Source organism: Pseudalkalibacillus sp. NRS-1564, from assembly GCF_050467905.1.
Taxonomy (GTDB): domain Bacteria; phylum Bacillota; class Bacilli; order Bacillales; family Guptibacillaceae; genus Guptibacillus; species Guptibacillus hwajinpoensis_B.
On sequence record NZ_JBITPM010000006.1, the window covers coordinates 13566 to 33965 of the forward strand.

Consider the following 20400-nt stretch of genomic DNA (forward strand, 5'->3'; position numbering starts at 1 on the left):
ATGAGGCCTTGTAATTATCTTAAAATATAGAATGATTAGAAAATGTGGTTATATAGAACTATTAATAATCGTTTAACAACTTCATTAATCTCAATTTTTAAAGTGAAACGAGAATGGAGAAGTTTAAGTAGAAGGTTAAAAATTGGTAAAAAGTAGAAAGGGTGTGAGTGGATGTTGTTTTCTCAAGAAAATGTTATTTACCACTAAAAAGTGATAATGATTTTTCTGGTTCTATGGCGGTTCCATCTATTAGATACTTGAAATTAAAAGCTACGGTCCAGAAATTGGACCGCAGCTTTTTTGATGAGCGATTAGCTTTTCGAAGACGACAATCGATTATAGATCACTAACACCATGATTAGAACGATGAGGCACACACCAATTAAAATACCAATCAGTAGTTGAAAAGAGGATGACGTTGTTTCTGTATCTTCTTCGTTAATCGATTTAAAAGCTGCTGTCTCCGTTTCAGAGAAAAGGTTTAAATTCTCCGCTTTATCTTTAATTGTGCTATTTTCTTTACTCATGGAAAGAAATAATTCACTTAGGGTATTCTCAGGGTTAAAAACTTTTTTCCCGTTAAATGAAATCGTCTTCTGATCTTCAGAAATCTCTTCCATTTCCTTCGAGTTTGAAGAATCATGGATCAAGTCAGTGTTTTTCTTGAACTTGTTTTTTTGATATTCATTCGGTAATAACTCGTTTATGTCCGTATTTGCTTCTACTGCCACTGGAACAAGGTGACAGCAGATAAAGATCGTTGTAATAAGACAGATAATTTTAGGCTTCATGAGCCTCATCCTCTTTAGTTTGTGTCCATGACCGTTTGTTTAAAGCATATTGAATAATGATCAGGACAATTAAAATAGCGGTTAAAATCATCGCACCTTCAGTAAAGAGCGTTTGTGTACTGTTCTGTATAGACATATACACGCGAGACATTGGATCAGTAAAGCTAAAGTTCGGTGTCGAAAGTGCAAGTAAAGGTGTCACAAACAGGGCAACGAGGCCAACTGTGACTAGCCATCCTAATAAATGATGTCCCATAAAGGCAACGCGAATTAACGCTGCACAGCTTAATAAAAGTAAGATCGTAAAGATTGTCCATTCCATTGAACGATCGTTTCCTAAAGGGTAAATCGATAAGCTGTAGAGACTTATAACGAGACCAACGATACTTGTCAGCATTAAGAATAAGATACTTTGCAACCACCACGGACCATGTTGGAAGTAGTAGCTTGCATAACCAATCAATAAGCTGCTTAAGAGAATAATGAATAAAATCACAACAGGTGGAAGATTCGTATCTTTCTTATCTGTAAAGACGCTACCGGTGACGTCAATTGGAGTAGCTAGGAAATCATAGACGTAATCATTTGATCGACCATCTACAAACGCATTCCCCATGACGTTAAAGACATCATCACGAATCATAAGGGTTGAAGCAACATTCGTGTCCCACTTATTATTCAGTGTGTTAGCGTCTGTTTGCACTTCAGCCACTCGAGACTGGAGTTCATCAGTGTAGGTAAGAATTTCTGATTGGCTATCTTCAATTGAATCCACCCAATCATACAAAGAACCCATCTGACTTTTAACTTGATCATGATTGCTCATAACTTGCGTACCCTGCGTAGTTTCATCAGGGGTTTGTTGCTGAGCTTGTTGCATCTGGTTTAGAACGTTATCTGCTTCTTCTTCAATTCCATTCAAACTTTCGAGTAACTTCGCTTGCTGTGTGTCGAGAACGTTTTTGTAGTCCGCTAAAAAGACAGTGAAATCATCTTGTAACGTCGTCAGGGCGTCGCTCGTTTTCGGTACTTGAGTTCCAACCGCGTCCCATTGGCCCTCTTCTTTGTTGGTTAGTTCTAACATGCTATTCACTTCTTCACGAAGGTCATTGTCCTGTAGAACGGTGTCTTTCACGTTGTTTTTAGAAAGCATACTATTTAGCGTTGCTTCATATCGATCCAGGTATGCATAGTACTGAAGAACATCCGTCAAATTCGCACCTTTGATCGGACGTTGGAAAAAGACGGATAGCGTATCTTTTCTAGCTTGTGATAGAGCAGGTGATGCTAGAATCGCATTTTCTTTTTCATTAATGCCGGATGAAATACGATAAATCTTATCAGATACCATTACTAGCAAGTCTTTTAACTCGGTATTTGACTCTTTTAATACATCAACCTGTTCCATTAACGTTTCTTTTTGAGAAGAGAGCGTTTCGTTTTCTTTTGTTAGCTTTTCAACCTCCTTTGTTAACTCTTCAATTTGTACAAGTAAACTTTTATTCTCTTCAGTTAGCGTATCGATAAGCTTCTTTAGCTCTTCCAATTCGCCGTCAAGTGGGTTGTCGCCGCCTTCTTTGGCTAGAAGTTGCTGCTCGGTTTGCTTTATCCGATCGTTGAGCGTTAATAACGTTGTCGATGCGGTTTGAAGATCTTCTACTTTTGGTTCCTCGAGCGCAATCAACGTTTCCTGTAGCGTCACAATTTCCTGTGCGATGGCTAACAACTCATTGCGTTCTGCACTTAAATCAACTGGAGTTGGACCATTTGTTTCTCCATCTTCATCGATCACAGGAGGCTCTTCATCCTGTAAGCTCTTTAGAAGTTTCGTAAGGTCTTCCATTGGATCTTCTTCTTCACCTGGCTCTTCCGGATCAACGGGTTCTTCTGGATCTTCAGGGACCTCAGGTAGTTCAGGGTCATCGGGAATGACAATCTCATCTCCATCACCGAGCTTATTACTAAGCGTGGCGATTTCTCCTTCTAGTTCATTTAAAACCATGGAGTCTTTTAGCTGCTGATAGTAATTAAGAATTCGTTCTTGTAGCGTATAGAAATCGTTAACCTGGCGCTCAACCTGGTCATACCGAAGTTCTTTTAAACCAGCAAACATTTCTTGCTGCTGCATCATCTGATTTTCTACCTGAGACATGTTTTCAAGAACGCTCTCAGATTTACCTTCGAACAATTCTTTGTTGTTCATAAACATCGGTTGAGGCATTTCAGTTGCCTGTGAAATCGAATCGACTGAATCAGCTTGAATTTGTTCAAGAACTTCTTGTTGTTTCTGCTGATACTCACGATAGTCATTCGTATAAGTAACAAAGTTTGCTAGATTTTCTTGAAAATCTTCCAACGTATTTGTTTGATCTGCTGCTCGTTCCTCAGCATTTTCTGACGTTGATTGAAGATTGGCAAGCATCGACACTTGCTGCTCCATTTGCTCAGCAAGGTCTTTGGAGCTTGGTGTATAGAAGGAGAGCATTGTTTGCTGGAATGCTTTCTCTTTCTCTACAATTTGATCAAACTCTTGTTGGATGTTGACGAGATCGTTTGATACATAGTTCCAATAAAGAGAAGACATCTTCGTATTAACGCGATTTGTTGCTTGCTCAAGTTCAAGCAAAACTTTCTCTTTATTGATGGCATTTAGTTGATTCTGAACCGTGTATTCTAGTTTTGTTTGTTCAGGTTGGTTTTCATCATAAGTTAGAATCTTCTCAGAGAATGTTGACGGGATGTACACTATGGCATCATACTTTTGATTGTTTAGTCCATTTTCTCCGGCACTACGTCCAACGACTTCCCAATTGTATTGTGATTCAGATTTAAGAATGGGAGGGACGTCATTTCCGAACTTCACTACTTCCTCGTCTTCTTCTGTTCCCGTATCTTCATTAATAACAGCGATGGTTTTCGTTGCGCTCTCTTTCTTCTTCATTGGATTTTCTCCAATGGAAGTAAAGTATATGAGTGGAAGAACTAAAATGATCGCTGTTACGAGAATGAGTTTAAGGATGCTTTTCTTCTCTTTCACGCATGTACCTTCCTTTCTATTTGGACAAGTGGAACCTGGATTTTTTGCGCTTGTTCGCTTTGAACGTAATAAGCAAATCCGGCTTTAATATCGGGTTCTTTCCGGTCAAAAGGTAGATTAATGAGCGTTTGATCGGATTTCTTCATTAATAGTATAATTTGACGAATTTGCTTTAATTCGACCGTAAGCGGATCGTATCCTTTCGTTAGTTCATTGCTACTGCCAGATGCGATAATACTTAAGCCGAGGTGGCTATAGTTTTTCATTAATGCGGTCATTCGATCCTGAAGGAGGTTTCCGAGAGTTTGGGAAAATCGTCCATATCCATCAATAAAGAGGAAAACTCTTGAGAATTCAGGAAGTGTTTGGCCATTATTCATACTCTCATGATAGGTGATTGCACGTGACTTGAATTCAGTCGTCACTTGTTCAATCCATTCTTCGATTTGTTCTTTTGTTTCTAAATAAGTCGTGTTTACTTCGTCTTTTAGATGAAAAAGTCCGCGATCGATTGAATCAAATATAGCAATATGATCACCTTCTTGCTGTAACGCTTGCTGCGTAAGAAGACGCATGATATTGGTTTTACCTTTCTGGGCCTGTCCAAGTACAAGACAATGGGAAGTCTGCGCAAAGGAAAGGAAAACAGGCTTAACTGTTTCTTCATGCAATCCAATCGGATAAGTTTTCTTTGATTCCGAAGCTGGAATGTACGTATGGAACGTCTTTAACGTAAGATCAGTCGGTAGCATTGGAATAGCTTCAGGCTTGCTCACATCACGGTATTTGTCTTGTAGCATTTGGACTTCTTCTTTCAATGAAGCTAGCTGTTCATAGTCATCTTCCCCTCTAGTTGGTAGCACTATTTGACCGAAGTGTGTTTTCTCCTTCTTCATTATGGCTCTACCCGGTACTGCTTCTGGAGCAAAGGGGATTCTTCCAAGAACGGTGTAAGCTTCTGAGTTATCTAATAAATAATGGACAATTTTTGTTTTAAGGTTATTCATCAGTGCCTGACGAACCGAGTTCAAACGCGTAGCGCTCAAGATCATATAAATACCGAGCGACTGTCCGTCTCGCGCAAACTGAGTGAAGATCGGATCAAGGTCCATCAGTTCTTCTTTTACGAGATCATAGTTATCGATCGTAATAAAGAGAAGAGGAAGAGGTTTGTCATTTAGACGATTGTACATCGTAATGGAGCTCACTTCTTCACGCTGAAAGAGTCGTTTACGCTTCGTAAATTCTTCCTGAATGAACTTCAACAATTTGTTTAGTTTGCGTTCCTCATCTATTAAGAAATAATCTCCCGTATGAGGCAAGTTCTTAATGGATAATAAACCACCGTTACCGAAATCAAGTATATAAAATTGCGCTTCTTCCGGCGTGTTTGTTGATGCGATGCTCATAAGTAACGTTAAGATGGTTTGCGTCTTCCCAAAACCTGATGAGCCAAATATGCCAACATTGCCATCCTTTATTAATTCATAATCGTATGGAGATTGTGCTTGTTTTTCAGGTTCATCCAGCAGGGCAAAGGCGATTTTCTTCTTATCTGATTCAAAATCATGACGATACAATCGCTTTTCGAGTGGTGGAAGCCATGGACTCGGCAATCTACTGAGTCCAAGTTCCTGCTGGACATCTACGATTTTATCTACAATTACTTCGATTTCACTTTGCTTCTTTTTCTTACTTTCTTTTGATGATGATAGCTCTGACAGAGGAACGAGACCAAGATCAGTAACTAAGGCAACCTCATCTTCCATATCGGAGGTGTCTTCCATATATGTCGCTCGGCTATAGGCCGATTGAAATAAATCGTACACCTCATTATTCCCAACCTGTAAGTATGCCCGACCTGTCACGGTTAGTGATGCAGCATCACCGTTCTTTAAAATTTCACGACTATCCTCTACGTTTTGTACTTTTAGAGCGACGCGGAAACGAGCGTTACTCCAGATCTGATTATCAATTACGCCACCAGGTTTTTGCGTGGCAAGAATGAGATGCACACCTAGACTTCGACCAATTCGTGCAGCACTGACAAGCTCTTTAATAAATTCTGGCTCTTCTGTTTTTAACTCAGCAAATTCATCAGAAATTAAAAAGAGATGAGGCATAGGTTCAGCCGCTACGCCATTTTTATAAAGAACCGTATAGTCATTAATATGACTCACTTCATACTGATCAAAGATGGTTTGTCGTTTCTTTAACTCACTTTTTATGGAAGCGAGTGCTCGCGTACTGAAATTTTCGCTACCTTCTATATTTGTAATTGTCCCTAACAAGTGAGGGATTTGTTTAAATGGCTGTGCCATACCTCCACCTTTATAGTCAATTAACAGAAATGCCACTTCATGTGGATGGTAGTGGACGGCTAGCGAAAGAATATATGTTTGTAAAAATTCACTCTTCCCGGATCCAGTTGTACCAGCAAGTAATCCGTGGGGACCATGAGCTTTCTCATGAAGATTTAATTCCACAACATCCTGGCGCCCTTTAAGTCCCACTGGTGCTGCAAGTGATTTCGATGATTGATTCGTCACCCAATTATGTGAAACCGGTAATTCATCAATATCTTCCATATTCAACATTTGCAGGAAGGATACTTTCTCAGGAATGGAATTCGTTATGCCGCGCTGGTGATTCAGCGTGCGGAGCATTCGGGAAAACTGTTCATTACCACTTTGCTTGTGCTGATCAAGTTCGAATGAAATTTCGGCTGCTTTTTTCTCTTGAATGAGAATATCGCCTTCGCTCTTGTTAATATAGCGAATCAGCGTATGGATATTGTCTGATAGGCTCTCTTTAGCCTCTGCAACGAAAATAGTTGAAAGACCAAGATGTGTATGTTCACTTTCTAAGTACTCCAAAATGACATGGTCCGAGATTAAGTTGTGATTCGAAATAATAAACACATAATGTGGTGCGAATCGTAGCTTTTCTTTATCTTCTTCTAGATCCCGTTCTCGAATCATTTCATAGATCGAAGAGAGGAGCTGATCTCGCGTTTGCTCATTATAAATAAACCCTTTTGCAAATGATCCCGGCATTTGCAAGTGCGGTAACCATTTCATCCATTCCCATTCGGCGTATTCCTCTTCATTAAAGATGAAGACAAATCGGATGTCATGATAGCTATGGAAGAAGGCCAGCTGGCCAATGATTTGATGCAGTTCATTTTTAACAACTGCTTCTTTTCCGATAAGGCCAATTGCTCCCTGGAATAAGTCTGCGGTAATAGGAAGGGAGTGCAGTTCATTGTATACTCGCTTCAGGTTCTGGGATTCTTCTAATAGTTCATCCATTTCTCGTGTCGACATGTCAGCTGAATTAACGGATATTTTATAGCTTGCTGGTACCGTTCCCGTTCCTAAGCGAAATTGAAGGAAGTCAGGACTCTCTAGGCTACGTTCCCATAAACGGTCAGAAACCTGCTCGGTTAAGTATTTCATTCGCTCAAAGCTAGGGTAGTGGAACGTAAGAACTTTTCTCTGCTTTTGAGCCAATTCATGAAGTTCGTGTCGCTTATCCTCAAGATATCTTTTATATATCCGTTTCTTACGTGCTTTTGATTTCTTTTGATGACTTTTATCTTTAAAATATTGCACTGTCGATGTAACGAGTGTTGTCGTAAACATAACAACAGAAATAAGAATGAAAATGCCTCTTGGAATAAGAATCGCTACTAACCCCATAACGATAAGCATCATTAATGGAGGAAGGATAATAATCCAAAGGCTTCGATTATTCCGATCAGATTCTTGAGTAGGGAAGGATAGATCAATCTTATCCTCAGGTAATTCATACATCATCCTCGGCGTACGACGATAGTTTGGGTATTTTTTCTTCATTTCAGATGACGGAATCGTGGCCTCTGGGAGAGAGGTTTCAAACGTCTCTGGACTTGTTACCTCAAGCATATCCTCAGCTATTAGTGTCAATGTCATCATCGGCAGGAAAATCATGTCACCGATTTGAAGTGGTGATTTACTATGTAAGAGCGAACCATTATGATAAACGTTTGATTGACTAGTAGCTGTAATTGTCCAATGTTTCTTCTCACGGGTTAAAACAAGGCTAACTTTTTCAGGAAGAGCCCTCATTTGAATCTCTGATGAGGACCTCGAAATGGTTACTTCCTGCTGATCATCAATGTAGTAAACTTGCTTCTTCGCTTTAGGAGTTATCATGATGGCAACTTCTTCAGAACCTAATTCAAAAGTAGAGCGCTTATTGAGAGACAATGGAATACTCTCTTCATCATCTTTTTGCAAATGAAAGTTCTCGTTATGAAGCTGTACCGAGTAGACATGCTCGTCTGAATTGGACGAGGGTATAGTAAAAGTGTGATTGATACTAGTGCCAATTGTGATAGGGTGGTTTGACTGCTTATCAAGTTCAATCATTTGATACGTACCACGAAAGAACACCCATAATTGCTCCATTATTTCACCTCCGATCTATTTTTCTTCTTTTTTCTGGTCACCTTGTTGCTTCTCTTCATTTGTTGTTTCCTGCTGGGCTTCTTCCTCTTCTTGCTGCTGCTCTTCTATTTCTCTTTCGTATTCTTCAAATTCTTGCTCTAACTCATTGATCATCTGCTGCTTTTTCTCGCTTTCCAGATCTGAATCAGCTTTAACCTGTTCCTTGCGCTTCAAAATGCCATACATTAATAAGTCGCGATCTTCTAAATAACGTGCGATTTCAAGTGCTTGTTCCGCTTCTCCCCGTCCAATATGAATCCAATACTCATAATACCTTGGGTCAGATTGAAGGGAGATCGTATTACGCACACTTTCTTTTTGTTCATCTGTTAGAGATTCATTGATGATATAGGAGAGGGCTAGCTGATATTGCGTCACTTTTGGAATGTCGTCAATGTCATAAGATTGAAGCGAGTTCACAACCTCACTATACTCATTCGTTAAAAAGTTCTCCTGTGCCTGGACGATATTCTCCTGCTTTGGTTGGAGAAGAAACAAAGAGTAAAGAGAGTAGAGTAAAGCTGGTAGTAAGCAAATAGATACGCCAAGAAGGAAATAACGACTTGTTTTCCACTTCTTTTTATTCACTTTAATGAATTCAGATTCTTTCGTATGTAAGTGTTCAATTTGTGAATGAATGATTGGCTGAAGCTCATGAAGTGTTTTGGCTTGAAGCACTTGTTTTAGTTCAGATGACAGTGTGAGCGTGTCAGAATAATGTAGGTATTGTTCAAATGATTGCTCTGGATTCATCATAGCTGCAACTGTTGCTCGTGTTTCATCAAGAATACGTTCAGGATCTTCCTCATAAGGGGGAAGACTTTCCTTTACGCCGAAATGTAAAAAATGTGGCGTCAATCCCTGATCCAGCACAAGATTATCTGGACAAATAATTAAGTTAAGACGCTTGTAGCGGTGGTCCTTTACTTTTTGCACCAGTTGATAGGCACTTGTGAGACGATCGCTTTCAGTCATTTCCTTAAGCTTCGCTGGAAGAGCGATAATGGAAGGTGAAAGTTTGTGCTGGATGCTTACCTCATCCTCATTCATTTCAATTGTTTTCGGGATCCCGGTATGGATCTCGCTTAGGAAATGAACTTCTGACAATTCATCGAATTTGATTTTCTCTTTCTGAAACAGAAAGGTAATGACATCTTTTTCGCTAATAATTTTTGCATCTATTTGTGTTTCAAGATAGGGTTTCACTTGATTCGACATGGTTGTGATCTCCTTCAAAGTATTTCAATTCGATCTCCTGTCATAATCCCAGCATCAATTAATCTCTCATTAGCGGCTACTACCTTATGCTTATTCACTAGCCTAACCCACCCCGTTTGATCTGGAGGAGTTTGGATTTGTTCCGTTTGGCACACTATTTCAATGAGTTTCTTGACTGAATGATAGTTTGATAGTCTGAGGTCAATAAAGCGACCTTTTTTGTAATGATGGAGATCGACCGTTACTTCAATGTACATATAGTTCACCTCATAAGGAAGGAGCGCCTAAGCGCTCCCGATCAATTCTTTATCGCTTATCCGCGAATTTGATTAGCAATTTGTGCGTCAGCATCTTCAAGAGATTTCGCAGTGCTTGCTAGTTGTGTTGAGATATCAGCGAGGAGACGTTGCATGTCTACGAAAGATGGACGAAGAGACTGATATTGATCACTAAAAGCTTGGCTTGCAGCACCTTCCCACATACCTTCTAACTCAGCAATCATTTTGTCTAAATTACCAATTTGTTCCTCTACTTTACTTTCTTCTGTTTGATAGCGTTGAGACATCGTAATAAGTTCTTCCGGTGTTACGCGAATTTGACCTGCCATTCAAAATCACTCCTCTTAAATTAGTAATGTGTGCATTATTCCTACAGAACTGCATCAGTCTTTCTTATATATAATTAGCATAATTTGTAATAACTTGATAGGTTTAATACACACATCGGCAAAAAATGTAACTTATATACTATGACATAATACCCCTTAATTTCCAGTTGATAAACATTAAAATGTAAAATATGGATGAATAATATAAGATATGGAATTTCTGAGTGTGAATCCTATGAATTTAAAAATGTAGGGATGTGTTGTAACCCCTGATTGCTATGACTTTCACGAGTTGCTATACAGACTAAATACTCATTTTTGAATAAATTAGCGGATTGGAATTAAATTGAACCGGTAAATGGTAAGTTGTATTTAGAGTTAGACATTTATTATGAAAAAGATTTTAAATTGATGTAACTAAACAGTTAATCGAGCAGGGGGAGAATGAATGAACATAAGTAGAGGTCAAAAAGTACCTATTACAAAAGGGAGAAGCGTATCGGATCTTAATATAATAATAGAATGGCAAAACGATTATCAAACAATTGAAGTAGACGCCGCTGCATACCTATTAAATGAAACAGGCAAATGTAGTGGCGATGAGAGTTTCATATTTTATGGGCAGCCGGTAAGTATTGACCAAAGTGTGAAACAGTTAAAGCAGGGGGATAATCAGATTGAAACACACATTTCTTTACAGAAGATGTCGCCCGGTATTCAGAAAGTTGCTTTTACACTCACGATCCACGAGGGGGAAGAAAGAGGCCAGAATTTTGGTCAAGTTTCCTCATTATCACTTCGTATTGCAGACAAATCTACTGGAGAGATCCTCGTTTCATTTACATTTGGTGAAGAATTAACGAAAGAGACGGCCATCGTTGTAGGCGAGTTATATTTACATAACGGAGATTGGAAGTTTAATGCGGTAAGTAGTGGTTTCTTCGGCGGACTCGCAGCGCTGTGTGAGAATTTTGGCATTGAGGTTGAAAGTAACAAAGATAATCGTAAGCAGCCAGATCCTATTCAAAGCCAGCCCGTTCAGTCTTCACAAGAAGCGGTTGTCCCTCTAACAGTCACTTTGAAGAAAAAAGAAGCGATCTCCATTCGTAAGTCCGAGAAAGTAGTCGCTACGCTAGAATGGAAAAGTAAAAAAGATCTGGATCTTTATTGTTTTTACGTCCTTAAAGACGGAACAGAAGGAAAAGTATATTATCGAACACCAGGACTTGCTCATAAAGAACCGTATATTACGTTAGATGGTGATGCACGGGGAGCAGGGAAGGAAACGGTGGTTGTACATAAACCGTCTGAGCTAAAATACGTGCTGTTTTCAGCGTATAGTGCGATATCAAACGGCATTGGAAGTTTTAAGTCTATGAAGGCAAAGGCAGTTGTTGATAATCAAATGGGGCAAAAAGTGACCTCTCCTCTATTTGAAAAGAATAACTTTGCTTATTGGGTAGCTATTGCTAAGATTGATTTTACTGATCCGCTTGATATGAGCGTTAGTCATGTTGAGAAATATTCGAAAAGCGGTTCGGAGCGATCGCCACTTTTGTATCAAGATGGGTCGTTTGAAATGAATGTTGGACCAATGGAGTTTAAATAGATTACTAAGCTGTTAAACGAAAACACCTCATCCTTTTGGACGAGGTGTTTTCGCTATTGTTGTTCGACTATTTTTCTGCGAGTAAGACTTATATTTTCGCTGAACAGAGTTGGGAGCGTCATTCCGATGATAATAATCACAATACCTGCTATTTGCAGAACTGATACTGTTTCACTTAATAAGATGACGGAAACCATGACAGCGATTGGTAGTTCAATTGCACTAAGAATCGAGGACTTACCTAAGCCCACCTTGGGAATGGCAATCGAAAATAGGAACACCGGGATGATCATTCCAAATAAGCCTAGTGCGATTCCGTATAGCCATAGCCCTTCTGCGAACAGTGTACCGTTCCAAACGATTTCTGGAGATTGAAAAACTGCTGACATCAGGAATGCGAAAAACGAGACAATGACTAATCGATTTGACGTATTCATTTTGGCGTTCGCTTTCCCATTAAAATAAAGGAAGAGTGAATAACAAAGTGCAGCTCCAAGTCCCCATAACCAGCCTTGAAAAGGGATGTTAGATAAATCTGCATCAATAAGTCCTGCAGCAGGTATCGTTCCACCGATTAAAATAACAAGTGATAGCATTTCCATCCTTGTTGGAAGCTGACGTTTCGTAATGCTTGAAATCAGCATGCCGATCCATGTGAATTGAAAGAGCAGTACGACAGCCAGGGAGGCTGGTAAATAATTTAATGATTGCCCATAGAGAATATTAGTTAAGCCTGTAAAAACCCCTGCGAAAATTAGAATTTTAACTCCAGCGAAACTTAGCTTTTGTCGGTTTGTGATGAGAAAGATGAGTACTGCAATTACAAAGCCGATAAAGAATTGGCTCGTAACGGCTTCAGATGCTGTAAATCCGCTTCCCATCGCTAATTTAATAATAGTTGAAACAACTCCGTAACTGCTTGCACCGATAATGACAAGCAATGGATATAAGTACATTTTCATTGAACATTTGCCTCCAGTTAAACTCTAGCTTCATCGTATCCACCGTGGCGTGGATCTCACTTCTTTAAGTGATCTATGAAAGCGCTTTTGATTTTAAAAACACAAAATCAAATATATCGTATTTGCGATGCTTAAAGCAATGGTTAATTGAGGAAAAGTGCCTGTCACCACCCGAATAATGTTCTTTTTTGTCGAATAGAAACTTTTTTATCATCAGTCTGTGACATCCCTCACTTTTCTTCTTCTTTCTGATTCAACTGTCGAAATTCGCACACAAGACAGACAAAAACCGTTCAAATTCATCTGCTCACTCATTTTAGCGTCTAAGGTAACCTAAGGAAGAAGCGGAAAGAGACTTTTGTCATAGGATAATGTATCTAAATGGTGATTAATTACATATTTGTTATTTTGTGCATGTGTGAATAGTCATTAGAGAGGATTGAGGGGGATTTAGTATGAGTGAACTATTTTTAGCAAGACTACAATTCGGATCAACAACGATTTTTCACTTTTTGTTTGTTCCGTTGTCTATTGGGCTTGTCTTTCTAGTAGCGGTCATGGAGACGCTATACGTTGTGAAAGGAGAAGAAGTGTATAAACGAATGGCGAAATTCTGGGGGCACTTGTTTCTCATTAACTTTGCTGTTGGGGTAGTGACGGGGATTATCCAGGAATTTCAGTTTGGGATGAACTGGTCTGAGTATTCTCGATTTGTTGGAGATGTGTTTGGAGCTCCGCTTGCGATTGAAGCGTTGCTTGCCTTCTTTATGGAATCAACGTTTATTGGTTTATGGATTTTTGGATGGGAGCGGTTATCGAAGAAACTTCATTTAATGTGTATTTGGCTCGTCTCACTCGGAACGTTGATGTCAGCGTTATGGATTTTAGCAGCGAATTCATTTATGCAGGAACCAGTAGGTTTTGTGATTCGAAACGGAAGAGCAGAGATGAATGACTTCTTCGCACTCCTTACGAACCCGCAGCTATTCGTCGAATTTCCACACGTAATCTTTGGTGCACTTGCAACCGGTGCTTTTTTTATTGGAGGCGTGAGTGCATATAAAATTCTCCGTAAACAGGAAGTCGAATTTTTTAGAAAGTCGTTTAACATTGCGATGATTGTTGCTTTTGTTTCTGGGATGGGGGTCGCGTTCAGTGGTCATGCACAGGCGAAGCATTTAATGGAATCACAGCCAATGAAGATGGCGGCTAGTGAAGCGCTATGGGAAGACAGTGGAGATCCAGCAGCCTGGACGGCTTTCGCGTTGGTTGACTCCAAAAATCAAGAAAATTCATTTGAAATCAACATACCTTATGCACTAAGTTACCTTGCTTATGAAGAGTTTAGTGGTGAAGTACCGGGTATGAAGACCTTGCAAAAAGAGTATGAAGAAAAATACGGAGAGGGGAATTATATTCCTCCAGTTAAAACGACTTTCTGGAGCTTTCGCATTATGGTGGGTGCTGGAATGCTAATGATTTTCACTTCATTTCTCGGGTTGTTACTAAATTTCTACAAAAAGCTTGAGGGTAGCCAATTTTACTTAAAAGGAATGGTGTGGCTCATTTCGTTTCCATTTATTGCGAACTCAGCTGGATGGATTATGACGGAAATCGGACGTCAACCGTGGACAGTATTTGGGTTGATGACAACTTCTGCGTCTGTTTCTCCAAACGTATCAAAGGCGTCCTTGCTTTTCTCATTCCTATCGTTTACTGCGATTTATACGATTCTCGCTATCTTACTCGTTTACTTATTCGTTCGTGAAATTAAAAAGGGATCAGAACATACTGCTCATGAGGACAAAGAAGTGGCAGTTGATCCGTTTGATCAGGGGGCCTATTTATGATCGCACTTAATGAACTGTGGTTTATACTCGTTGCTGTTTTGTTTGTTGGGTTTTTCTTTCTCGAAGGGTTTGATTTCGGTGTGGGTATGGCCAGTCGTTTCCTCGGAAGAAATGAGCTAGAGCGGCGAATAATGGTTAACACGATTGGACCATTCTGGGATGCGAATGAAGTGTGGTTATTAACAGGAGGAGGCGCCATCTTTGCGGCGTTTCCACACTGGTATGCAACGATGTTCAGCGGTTATTATATACCGTTTGTGTTTGTCCTTCTTGCGCTTATCGCTCGTGGAGTTGCCTTTGAATTTCGTGGAAAGGTGGATACCCCTAAGTGGATCAAGTCGTGGGACTGGGTTGTATTCGTTGGAAGTATTATGCCGCCATTTCTATTTGGGGTTCTTTTTACAAGTATTTTAAGAGGAATGCCAATTGATGAACAAATGAATATCCATGCGGGTTTTAGTGATTATGTCAATGTATACACGGTATTAGGTGGGGTAACTGTGACCATGCTTTGTTTCTTACATGGACTTGTATTTCTCACTCTGAAAACTGTTGGAGATCTTCAGAAGCGTGCGAGAGAATTAGCGAGCAAAGTGATTTATGGTGTTCTGGCTTCATTAGTTGCTTTTGTTGGACTTTCTTATTTTGAAACGGATTTATTCAGTAACCGCGGGGTTATAAGTGTAACGCTTATTGCGCTGATTGTACTCAGTTATTCTTTGGCGATCGTATTTTTGAAAAAGCAGCGTGATGGGTGGGCATTTGGAATGACTGGCTCAGGTATTGCTTTAACGGTTTCAACCATATTTACAGCGTTATTCCCACGCGTAATGATTAGCTCAATCGATGCCGCTTATAATTTAACCGTTTATAATGCTTCTTCTGGAAACTATTCATTAAAGGTAATGACCATTGTGGCGCTCACACTTCTTCCTTTTGTCCTTGGTTATCAAATCTGGAGCTATTATATTTTCAGAAAGCGTGTAGATGGTAAGGATATGGTTTACTAATGGGTAAAATTCTATTTCAATTAAAAGATGTCAAAAAGGTGCTGTTTATCCTAACGGTATTAACCGTTATTCAAGGGACCGTGATTATCCTGCAGGCGAAATGGCTTGCGGAAGCAGTAACAAGACTCTTTGATGGAGAAGCACTGCAACGAATTTATTCCGTTGTTTCGCTTTTCCTTATAGCTTTTATTATCAGGCATCTTGTTAAGCTGATTATGACCAAAGTGATCGATCGTTATGCTGCTCAAACGGCTGCTTCTTTAAAGAAAGATGCCATTGCAAAATTGTTTGCGTTAGGTCCACGCTATGCAGCGAAATGGGGTACTGGCAATCTTGTTACGTTATTAATTGACGGGGCAAAACAATTCCGACTTTATTTAGAGTTATTTATTCCTAAATTAACGGCCATGCTTATTGTTGCTCCGCTTGTCCTTATCTATGTTTGGACTCTTGATGTGACGTCAGCTATTATTTTAAGTCTCACTCTACCAATATTGATTGGCTTTCTGATCTTACTTGGATTAGCTGCGAAGAAGAAGGCGGATAAGCAGTGGAGCACACATCGCATTTTATCTAATCATTTTGTTGATTCCCTTCGTGGACTTGAAACTCTGAAGTATCTTGGATTAAGTGGAAAACACGCCAGAAGCATTCAAGAAGTGAGTGAGAAGTATCGGAAATCGACGATGAGTACGCTTCGAGTAGCTTTTCTTTCTTCATTTGCTCTCGACTTTTTTACAATGTTAGGAATCGCTACAGTCGCTGTATTTCTTGGATTGCGACTTGTAGAAGGAGAGATATCTTTAATGCCAGCTCTTACGATTTTAATTCTTTCTCCTGAATTTTTTCTTCCAGTTCGTGAGCTAGGAAATGATTATCATGCAACGTTGGATGGACAAGATGCAGGAAGAAGGTTATTGGATATGATTCAAACACAAGATTTTAAAGAAGAAAATGGAGCGATTCCTCATTGGTCTGATAAAGACCTTTTAACGATTCAAAATCTTTCCGTAGATCATGGAAATGAAAGAAATGCTCTTCAAAACGTCTCTTTTTCAGTAAAAGGAAAGCAGAAAATAGGGATCATTGGAGAAAGTGGTTCTGGTAAATCGACTTTGATTGACATATTGGGAGGGTTTCTTGAAGGAAGTGAAGGGACCATTGAGATAAATGGTCAGGAATTGGACCATCTAAAGCATGAGGAATGGCAGAAGCAGTTATTTTATATCCCGCAGCACCCTCATCTTTTTCATGATACTTTAGCAAATAATATCCGTTTCTATAATCAAGATGCTTCATTAGAAGCGGTCGAACGCGCAGCAGAGGCAGCTGGTTTGAGGAAAGTCCTTGATCATCTTCCTAATGGTTTAAACGAAAAGATCGGGGAGGGCGGAAGAGAATTAAGTGGTGGTCAGGTACAGAGAATCGCGTTAGCTCGCGCATTTCTTGAAGATCGCTCCATTCTACTTCTAGATGAGCCAACAGCCCAGCTTGATGTTGAAACAGAATACGAGATAAAGAAAAAGATCCTTCCCTTATTAGAAGATAAACTTGTTTTCATGGCCACGCACCGTCTGCATTGGATGAGAGAGATGGATCTGATTCTTATGCTTGAAAAGGGTAAAGTGGTTGAGTTTGGTACTCATGAAGATCTCATGTCTAGAAGAGGTAGCTACTATCAAATGGTGTATTTGCAAATGGAGGGGGTCTCATAATGGAGAAGAAAGGATGGATTCTTCCCTATTTAAAAGAGAATGCAAAGCTCTTCTCGCTTGTCATCCTGCTTGGTTTAGTGACAGCATTTTCAGCAGCCTTTCTTATGTTTACATCCGGATTTCTCATTTCTAAAGCTGCCACTAGACCGGAAAATCTTCTATTAATCTATGTGCCAATTGTTGCGGTAAGGACATTTGGCATATTACGTGCTGTTTCAAGATATAGTGAGAAGTTGCTAGGTCACCATATTATTTTAAAGGTTCTTTCACATATGCGCTCTCGATTATATGAAACCATTGAACCGAGAGTTTTAAAAGAAGGAGCCAGTATAAAAACAGGAGATCTCCTTGGTGTGATGGCCGAGGACATTGAATATTTACAAGATGTTTACGTAAAGACGATCTTCCCTTCTGTGATCGGTTTCTTTTTATATGCAGTCGCGATAGGAATGCTTGGGACTTTCTCCTGGGTATTTGCGGGATTAATGGCCACCTATGGCTTTATTCTCGTCTTTCTCTTTCCTTTAGTGTCCTTATTAGTTACCCGTAAAAATGTAGCAATGCTAAAAAGTCGTCGTAGCTCTCAATACAGCACGCTAACAGATGGTGTGGTTGGAATTGGAGACTGGGTCTTTAGCGGTCACCAGAAAACGTTTATTGAAAATGTTGAAAAGGATGATGCGGAGATTTATAGGGAAGAGAGACGTCGGTCTGCTTTTGTTTCTTATCGAAATTTTGCTGCTCAGTGTGTTGTTGCAATCATTGTTTTATCTATGCTTGTTTGGACAGGAAATCAGAGTATGGATGGACAGATTTCCCATACGCTAATTGCCGCATTTGTTCTTATTCTCTTTCCATTAACAGAGGCCTTTCTTCCACTCTCTGATGCTGTGAGTGAACTTCCAGGATATGAAGATTCGATTAATCGATTGAAAGGATTGTCATTGGAGAAACCTTCTGAGGAAGAATATGATGAGAAAAGCGTTTGGAAAAACAGTCATCTTCGCTTTGATAAGGTTAGTTATCAAACGAACAAAGGACAATGGATACTCAAAAATATCAATCTAGAAATACCTCAGGGAACAAAGCTTGCTATTCTTGGTCCGAGTGGTTCTGGTAAAACGAGTCTTCTTAATCTTATGAAAGGAATCTATTCTCCTTCTGAAGGTAGTGTGTCTATAAACGGTTTAGAGACAGCTCTGACTAATGGGAATAAACAACAGTTAAGTGTACTTAATCAACAGCCTTATCTTTTTGATACATCGGTATTGAATAACCTTCGACTCGGGAAGCCATCTGCTACAGATGAAGAGGTATATGAAGCGGCGAAAAGCGTCCAACTTCATGACTTTATTGTTGCATTACCTGAAGGCTATCAAACTTCTATGGAAGAAGCGGGAATGAGATTCTCGGGAGGAGAGCGTCAACGAATTGCACTAGCTCGTATTTTGTTGCAAGATGCACCGATCGTCCTTCTGGATGAACCTACTGTTGCTCTTGATCCTCGAACGGAACAGGAATTACTCTCTACAATTTTTCACGTTCTTGATGGTAAAACCGTTGTTTGGGTTACACACCACCTTGTTGGAATGAAAAGAATGGACCAAATTCTGTTTATGGATGAAGGTGAAATTGTAATGGAAGGAAAGCATGATGAGCTGCTCGTGTCGAGTGACCGCTACAGAAGGCTTTATGAATTAGACACGCCATTTCAATTAAAGAAAGTTAATGATGAAATGAAAATGATAGGATAAAAGACCTTGTAAAGGGAATGCAAGAGCATGATTGAAAAGAATTCATTTAATTTTGTTCTTTTTGAAGAACCTAAAATAAGGGTTTTTACTAGTTTGTTGACATAATTGTAATAAACACATGACGTAAATAGGTATTAGGTACTATATTGTGCAAAGTTTATAAAAACCGTATTAATCTGTCATATTTATGTAACCGACTTGTTATTGGACTAAAATCACTGTGTTATATTTGCCTGTTATCATGTGGAACATGGGTGATTGAGAGATAAACAAACCAACACCAATATTAAAAACTCTCAGGAGGAATGTATACATGGTAGCTCGTAAAAACATTGTAAGAAACGTGGTTACATCCACAGCACTAGCTGGAATGATGTTTGCTAGTCCAGTAGTTTCAGAGGCGGCACTAGGAGATCAAACACTTTCTTATGGTGAAAAACACGGCGACGTTGTCGAGTTACAGGATGTACTGTCTGCCAAGGGGTATTTCAACTATGATGAATCCACAGGATACTACGGATCTATTACTGAAGGTGCTGTAAAGCAATTCCAAAAAGAGCACGGTCTTTCAGTTGATGGTATCGCAGGTCCAAATACATTTTCAGCAATGCAAAGCGTAAATAATGGACAAGCTATGCGTACGCTCGTTCAAGGTGATCACGGTCACCAAGTACAAGCACTACAAGAAGAGCTTGGCGGTTATTATAACTATACAGTAGACGGAATTTATGGTCCTATCACTGAACAAGCAGTTCGTGCGTTCCAAGCTGACAATGGTCTATCGGTAGATGGTATTGCAGGTAAGAACACGTGGTCTGTACTAAACGGTGGTAGTGCTCCAGCACCGAAAGAAACAGCTAATAAGGAAGCAGTTCAAACATCTACTACTTCTAATTCCACGCCTGCAAAAGAATCAAACACTGAAAGTAAGTCTTCACAGGCAAGTGGACAAGAAATTCAGATGGAAGCAACAGCTTACACTGCTTTCTGTACAGGATGCTCTGGTGTAACAGCAACTGGTATTGATTTGAGAGCTAATCCAAATCAAAAAGTAATCGCTGTTGACCCTGATGTAATCCCACTAGGTTCTAAAGTATATGTAGAAGGTTACGGAGAAGCCGTTGCTGGTGATACTGGCGGCGCAATCCAAGGTAATCGAGTTGATCTATTCATGGCCGACCAACAAGATGCACTAGACTTTGGTCGTAAAACAGTTACTGTAACGGTAATGGACTAATTAAATAAAAGATAACTGCCTGATTAAGAAATCAGGCAGTTTTTTTTATCCTTAATGAAAGCTACATAATATAGAAGGTGATTTCCAACTCCATTACCTAGTTTCCCGGGTGGTTTTTAT

General features: G+C 39.6%; 13 protein-coding genes. 6 read left to right on the plus strand and 7 right to left on the minus strand.

The window, feature by feature from the left end; all coding sequences use genetic code 11:
- Positions 1–311: 311 nt before the first annotated feature.
- From essA to ACIFPW_RS02720, 6 genes are read right to left on the minus strand one after another with little or no spacing between them, the layout of a single operon-like run.
- Positions 312–791, minus strand: coding sequence for a type VII secretion protein EssA (gene essA / locus ACIFPW_RS02695; RefSeq protein WP_430241820.1), 480 nt, complete (start codon positions 789–791; stop codon positions 312–314).
- Positions 781–3828 (minus strand): type VII secretion protein EsaA, encoded by a 3048-nt coding sequence (gene esaA, locus ACIFPW_RS02700; protein ID WP_430241822.1) that lies wholly within the window; start codon positions 3826–3828, stop codon positions 781–783. The genes essA and esaA overlap by 11 nt, the downstream gene beginning before the upstream one ends.
- A complete protein-coding gene (gene essC / locus ACIFPW_RS02705; protein ID WP_430241823.1) occupies positions 3825–8279 on the minus strand; it encodes a type VII secretion protein EssC in 4455 nt (1484 codons plus the stop codon). The genes esaA and essC overlap by 4 nt, the downstream gene beginning before the upstream one ends.
- A gap of 15 nt (positions 8280–8294) precedes the next feature.
- On the minus strand, positions 8295–9536 hold the full coding sequence (gene essB / locus ACIFPW_RS02710) for a type VII secretion protein EssB (protein ID WP_430241825.1): 1242 nt from the start codon (positions 9534–9536) through the stop codon (positions 8295–8297).
- 14 nt (positions 9537–9550) lie between these two features.
- Positions 9551–9793 carry an EsaB/YukD family protein gene (locus ACIFPW_RS02715; protein WP_194219139.1) on the minus strand — a complete coding sequence of 81 codons (243 nt, stop codon included), beginning with the start codon at positions 9791–9793 and terminating at the stop codon, positions 9551–9553.
- A gap of 56 nt (positions 9794–9849) precedes the next feature.
- Entirely contained in the window at positions 9850–10143 is a 294-nt protein-coding gene (locus ACIFPW_RS02720) for a WXG100 family type VII secretion target (RefSeq protein ID WP_194219140.1), read from the minus strand.
- A 448-nt stretch (positions 10144–10591) separates the two neighbouring features.
- Here ACIFPW_RS02720 and ACIFPW_RS02725 point away from each other — a divergent pair, with 448 nt between their 5' ends.
- A complete protein-coding gene (locus ACIFPW_RS02725) occupies positions 10592–11752 on the plus strand; it encodes a TerD family protein (protein WP_430241828.1) in 1161 nt (386 codons plus the stop codon).
- A 53-nt stretch (positions 11753–11805) separates the two neighbouring features.
- Here ACIFPW_RS02725 and ACIFPW_RS02730 read toward each other — a convergent pair whose 3' ends face one another.
- On the minus strand, positions 11806–12708 hold the full coding sequence (locus ACIFPW_RS02730; RefSeq protein ID WP_226615468.1) for an EamA family transporter: 903 nt from the start codon (positions 12706–12708) through the stop codon (positions 11806–11808).
- A 461-nt stretch (positions 12709–13169) separates the two neighbouring features.
- Between ACIFPW_RS02730 and ACIFPW_RS02735 the strand changes: the two genes are divergently transcribed.
- From ACIFPW_RS02735 to ACIFPW_RS02755, 5 genes are all read left to right on the plus strand, one after another.
- Entirely contained in the window at positions 13170–14564 is a 1395-nt protein-coding gene (locus ACIFPW_RS02735) for a cytochrome ubiquinol oxidase subunit I (RefSeq protein ID WP_430241830.1), read from the plus strand.
- Positions 14561–15574, plus strand: a complete 1014-nt coding sequence (cydB, locus tag ACIFPW_RS02740) for a cytochrome d ubiquinol oxidase subunit II (protein WP_430241832.1) — start codon at positions 14561–14563, stop codon at positions 15572–15574. Before ACIFPW_RS02735 ends, cydB begins: the two co-directional genes overlap by 4 nt.
- On the plus strand, positions 15574–17289 hold the full coding sequence (gene cydD, locus ACIFPW_RS02745; RefSeq protein WP_430241834.1) for a thiol reductant ABC exporter subunit CydD: 1716 nt from the start codon (positions 15574–15576) through the stop codon (positions 17287–17289). The genes cydB and cydD overlap by 1 nt, the downstream gene beginning before the upstream one ends.
- A complete protein-coding gene (gene cydC / locus ACIFPW_RS02750; RefSeq protein WP_430241836.1) occupies positions 17289–19043 on the plus strand; it encodes a thiol reductant ABC exporter subunit CydC in 1755 nt (584 codons plus the stop codon). Before cydD ends, cydC begins: the two co-directional genes overlap by 1 nt.
- Before the next feature lie 313 nt (positions 19044–19356).
- A complete protein-coding gene (locus ACIFPW_RS02755; protein WP_303535378.1) occupies positions 19357–20280 on the plus strand; it encodes a peptidoglycan-binding protein in 924 nt (307 codons plus the stop codon).
- Positions 20281–20400 lie beyond the last annotated feature (120 nt).

What these genes read in the sequence shown, in the direction of transcription:
- cydD (WP_430241834.1), top strand. Translation starts at nt 15,574, where the DNA reads ATGGGTAAAATTCTATTTCAATTAAAAGATGTCAAAAAGGTGCTGTTT.
- ACIFPW_RS02730 (WP_226615468.1), bottom strand. Translation starts at nt 12,708, where the DNA reads ATGTACTTATATCCATTGCTTGTCATTATCGGTGCAAGCAGTTACGGA.
- cydC (WP_430241836.1), top strand. Translation starts at nt 17,289, where the DNA reads ATGGAGAAGAAAGGATGGATTCTTCCCTATTTAAAAGAGAATGCAAAG.
- ACIFPW_RS02725 (WP_430241828.1), top strand. Translation starts at nt 10,592, where the DNA reads ATGAACATAAGTAGAGGTCAAAAAGTACCTATTACAAAAGGGAGAAGC.
- cydB (WP_430241832.1), top strand. Translation starts at nt 14,561, where the DNA reads ATGATCGCACTTAATGAACTGTGGTTTATACTCGTTGCTGTTTTGTTT.
- ACIFPW_RS02755 (WP_303535378.1), top strand. Translation starts at nt 19,357, where the DNA reads ATGGTAGCTCGTAAAAACATTGTAAGAAACGTGGTTACATCCACAGCA.
- essC (WP_430241823.1), bottom strand. Translation starts at nt 8,279, where the DNA reads ATGGAGCAATTATGGGTGTTCTTTCGTGGTACGTATCAAATGATTGAA.
- ACIFPW_RS02715 (WP_194219139.1), bottom strand. Translation starts at nt 9,793, where the DNA reads ATGTACATTGAAGTAACGGTCGATCTCCATCATTACAAAAAAGGTCGC.
- ACIFPW_RS02735 (WP_430241830.1), top strand. Translation starts at nt 13,170, where the DNA reads ATGAGTGAACTATTTTTAGCAAGACTACAATTCGGATCAACAACGATT.
- essB (WP_430241825.1), bottom strand. Translation starts at nt 9,536, where the DNA reads ATGTCGAATCAAGTGAAACCCTATCTTGAAACACAAATAGATGCAAAA.
- ACIFPW_RS02720 (WP_194219140.1), bottom strand. Translation starts at nt 10,143, where the DNA reads ATGGCAGGTCAAATTCGCGTAACACCGGAAGAACTTATTACGATGTCT.
- essA (WP_430241820.1), bottom strand. Translation starts at nt 791, where the DNA reads ATGAAGCCTAAAATTATCTGTCTTATTACAACGATCTTTATCTGCTGT.